Here is a 3,895-nt window from a genome sequence, read left to right on the forward strand (position 1 = left end):
ATTCGCTACGTTGAATACGTGGACAATATCAACTCTGAACCAAACTTCGAAGCCGCAATTGCAGCTACTAAATCCCTATAGAAAAAATCCTCTGTCACAAAGAGTTCCCTACTCTTTGAAACGGAGGATTTTTGTTATTCTTTAATTATTGTTTATTTTGAAATGAATCCTTCAAAATCTTTTAGTTGAAAATTATATTTTTCAGTGAGTAACACATTATCCACTGCAACATCTTCTCCCAATGGGTAAATATTTCTTTTGAAACAGTTGTAGGAGGAAAATCTCTCCTACACTATTATTGATTCTGATAGAAAATTGCAAAATATCATCTACCAAACTTTCAATTATTAAGATTTTTTACAGTTTATCTAAATTAGAATCGCAAGGCTTCTCAATAATATAATTGTCGAATTTTTTCAATCTAACTTCCTCTCCACTATTTCTTCCTTTATCAAGAAAAAGTTACCTCAATATTAATAAAGTACAATTCTAAATTAACTCCAATTATTGATTCATGATAATATTTCAGTAACTCATCGTGCAATTAAAAACAAGGATTTTTATTTCAGACGATCCATCGTGAACACTTCATCAGCCATCTCCCAAATTGCCGGATTATGTGTTGCGATAATGATTAGCCTATTATCATCTCGAAGAGATAGCAAAATCTCCATAATCAACTGAGAGGTTGCTGGGTCTATTGAAGCTGTTGGCTCATCTGCCAGAATAAGGGGTGGATTCTTTAAGATAACTTTTGCCAAGGCAACCCGTTGCGATTCTCCGCCCGATAACTCAAAGATGCGCTTATCTAGGTCAAGATAAGCCAGGCCGACCTGTTCTAAAGCCTGCTTCTGCCTCAACCGCTGTTCCGACCGACTCAACTTTTGACCAATGAGACCTAGCTTAAAATTTTCTTCAATACTTTGGTTTTCAATTAAGCCAAAGTTCTGGAAGAGGTAGCCCAATTCGTGACGGAAAAAATCACTCGATTTATAATTGGCCAAGTCTTTACCTCGGTAAAAAATCGTCCCATCATAAGATTCTAATTTCCCAATCATGTTCATCAAGGTTGTTTTACCGCTACCACTTGAACCAATTAAGGCATAGACTTTTCCAGCCTCAAATGTCATTGAAAGATTCGAAAATAACTCTCGTTCTCCAAAAGATTTACTCACCTGTTTAAGTTCAATCATATTAACCTCCCTTCAAAACAAGCATGGACATCTTGTTTTCTTTCTGCATTTGGACATGTAACTGTAAAAGAGATAGACCAGTAAAGAGTAACGAGACTAAGAAAGCAACTACTATCTCTACCATAAAAAATACACTCGCAACAAATCCCAGTAAAAACACACCCAGTTGAGCAAAGAGATAAGTGCGATGGATTTCTAAGAACCTGAGACCTGCAATGCGTTTGATAAAAATGGCACGTCTAAATTCTTCAAAGTAGAGCCTATTCATAGTGTTAAACAACAAGATTGAAGTTGCAATCCCAAGCACAGCTCCTGCTAGCATTACCCAACGTTCCCTCTGGATATTATCCAATAATGTGATGTAGTTGTGGTAACCTGTTTGCATTTCTGAGACCCAATTTTCAATGCCTTGTCTCTGGATAAGCTCCTGGGCATCAGACAATTGATTAAAGAGAACGTAGTTCTGTACTGCGTCTACCCAAAACAAAACGGACTGTGGACCAGTTGATTGGGGTGTTATAACAATGATGATTGGATCTTTCAAAAACTGCTGGTAAGAAATAGGGGTCGTATTATACACAAAACGATCCTGACCTGATTCCAAATAACCTACCGTAGCAGTCATTTGCTGTCGTTCATCTCGACTAGACATGCGACTGGTTAAGTCGTCTTCAAAAACAGATTTATAATGTTCTTCCTCTGAACGGAGGTGTTCAGGCAGCAATAAGACAAACTCCCCTACATCAAGGTGATTCATCTTTTGCTCAATAGTTGTATCTACAGAAATGTTTTGACGCTCCAAGTATTGCGGTGTGACGATAAGGACATTGCCATTCGGGCTGTAATCGTGCCATTCTGTAGAGGTTGTCAAGTTTTTGGAGGAAGCCATGCCATTTTGCAAAGTACGGTCAATTAACTGGTGTCTAGATAAGAAAGCCTTTTGTTCTGAAACAGCCAGATCCATCAATTGATACCAAGTTCTGAGTTTCCTTTGAGCTTGTTCATCAAAACCAGGACTCGTTCCTTCACGGCTGATTGATAGGGTAATCAGTTGCCTTTCCTGGCTCCAAGCCTCTTGTCCAATCCGATGCTGTTGCCAGGCTTGGGAATACTTTAAGCTACTCCCTATTCCCAGCGTTACAATAATAATCGCTAATAGTTGACCGATTAAAATCAAACTAATGATTCCTCTGACAGGCACTTGCCCTTTTATAATCTGCATCAGGTGTATCTTTTTTATTCCAACTGCGAAAAGTTGAGCGAAAAACAGGGAGATCGACAACAAGATGAGATTATAACTGAGCAAGCCTTCTCCTATGGTCATTAGGGATTGCGTTGGAAGCGACAGAATTTTTTGCATAAGAATGGCGAGCACGCCAGCTAAACTGAAACCAACAGCTATCCCTTTCAAATCCTCACCAACTGGTCTAAGGAAAATGGACCACCGTTTCTCTCCTGAAATGAGGCGAATGCCCGACGACCGTAATTGGCTAATTTGACTAATTAAAGTCAGTGCTACAAAGGTTAAGATGAAAATCAATAGACTGATTAACTGAAATCCGTTACTAAAGATAGCCATTAACGTAGATAGTTTAGATGGAATTGTCAGGTGCATATTAGTCAAGCCAAGTTGACTTAGCTCCTCCCTTAGCAAGTGAATATCTAGGTTTCCATCGAATACAAAATAGTTTGTTTCAACACTACTACTTTGAGCATCTTCTAGATTTTTTTCCTGAAGCCCATCAGGCAACTTTCCGTCCCCAAAGGTCGTATAAGAAAAAACTGTAGTACCTTCTGAGTTAGGATCTTGGTGTTGAATCGCAATAAAGCTATCCGTTTCTTCTGCTAGTTTTTCCAAGCGTGTAGCAACATGCTGAAAAGTTGTTTCAGGGGAAGAATCACGTACAACAACGTTGGGGTAATAATGGGAGACATATGTATCAGTCCAAATGGTAAATACCCAAACAAAGAACAAACTAGCAAGCAGGTTGGATATGAGTATAAATAATTTTTTCATAGTGCATTCCTTATTCTAAAATAGAGGGCAGAAATATCCCTGTTCTCTATAAACTAACAAGCTTACTAAACTATTGATAAAAGAATCTTCTTCAATTATTCTTTACCATCCCGCATCAAATCTAAATTTTAACATATTATTACTCCTCTAAATGAAATATTATGAAAATGAGCGAAATGCAACTACATATTTTAATTAGAAATCTCAGTCTGAATTATAGTATCCTATTTTTTCCTCCTTTCTAACTGCACGTTCCTTTCTACAGGCAGAGACCTAATTTTATAAACTAATCTTAAATACTTTAGACTTTGTAACTCATAATTTTCAACAGTTGGTTAGCTATGAAAGCATTTTATCAAACATTTCCATTCTTATATCTATCTGGTATTGTTACAAGCTCTCATCAGAATACCTTTCTCTAAATAGTTGAATTTTAAAGTAATACGAAATCAATCTGCCTTTCCAACATCAAGTCCATTCGATTTTTTTGTGATTGTACTCGAACTTCCAATTGTCTATTCTTCTGAATAACTGTTGGTAAGGAATTGTGTTACTAAACGTAAAAACACCTAGTAATGCTAATATAGCTAGTTTTTGAATTCCACGTTTTTTCTCATGCAATGAAACCCTTTTCTGTTTCCTTGTTTTTATTTTAACAGATATATTTTATTTAGCCAAGCATTTT

2 protein-coding genes and 3 pseudogenes are annotated in these 3,895 nt (G+C 36.9%); 1 reads left to right on the forward strand and 4 read right to left on the reverse strand.

Annotated elements, in window-relative coordinates:
• Positions 1–81, forward strand: a pseudogene (locus RWO85_RS09825) (lipid hydroperoxide peroxidase); the annotation flags it as partial.
• A 180-nt stretch (positions 82–261) separates the two neighbouring features.
• On the opposite strand, the pseudogene RWO85_RS09830 reads toward RWO85_RS09825, so the two are convergent.
• From RWO85_RS09830 to RWO85_RS09845, 4 genes and pseudogenes are all read right to left on the reverse strand, one after another.
• Positions 262–420: pseudogene (locus RWO85_RS09830) on the reverse strand (competence protein ComA); the annotation flags it as partial.
• 140 nt (positions 421–560) lie between these two features.
• Positions 561–1,193: an ABC transporter ATP-binding protein gene (locus RWO85_RS09835; RefSeq protein WP_314415643.1), complete on the reverse strand. Its 633-nt coding sequence runs from the start codon at positions 1,191–1,193 to the stop codon at positions 561–563.
• 1 nt (position 1,194) lies between these two features.
• Positions 1,195–3,210 carry a DUF1430 domain-containing protein gene (locus tag RWO85_RS09840; RefSeq protein WP_314415645.1) on the reverse strand — a complete coding sequence of 672 codons (2,016 nt, stop codon included), beginning with the start codon at positions 3,208–3,210 and terminating at the stop codon, positions 1,195–1,197.
• 449 nt (positions 3,211–3,659) lie between these two features.
• Positions 3,660–3,831, reverse strand: a pseudogene (locus RWO85_RS09845) (PhrA family quorum-sensing system peptide).
• Between the last annotated feature and the right edge of the window lie 64 nt (positions 3,832–3,895).

Source organism: uncultured Streptococcus sp. (assembly GCF_963521865.1).
GTDB lineage: Bacteria > Bacillota > Bacilli > Lactobacillales > Streptococcaceae > Streptococcus.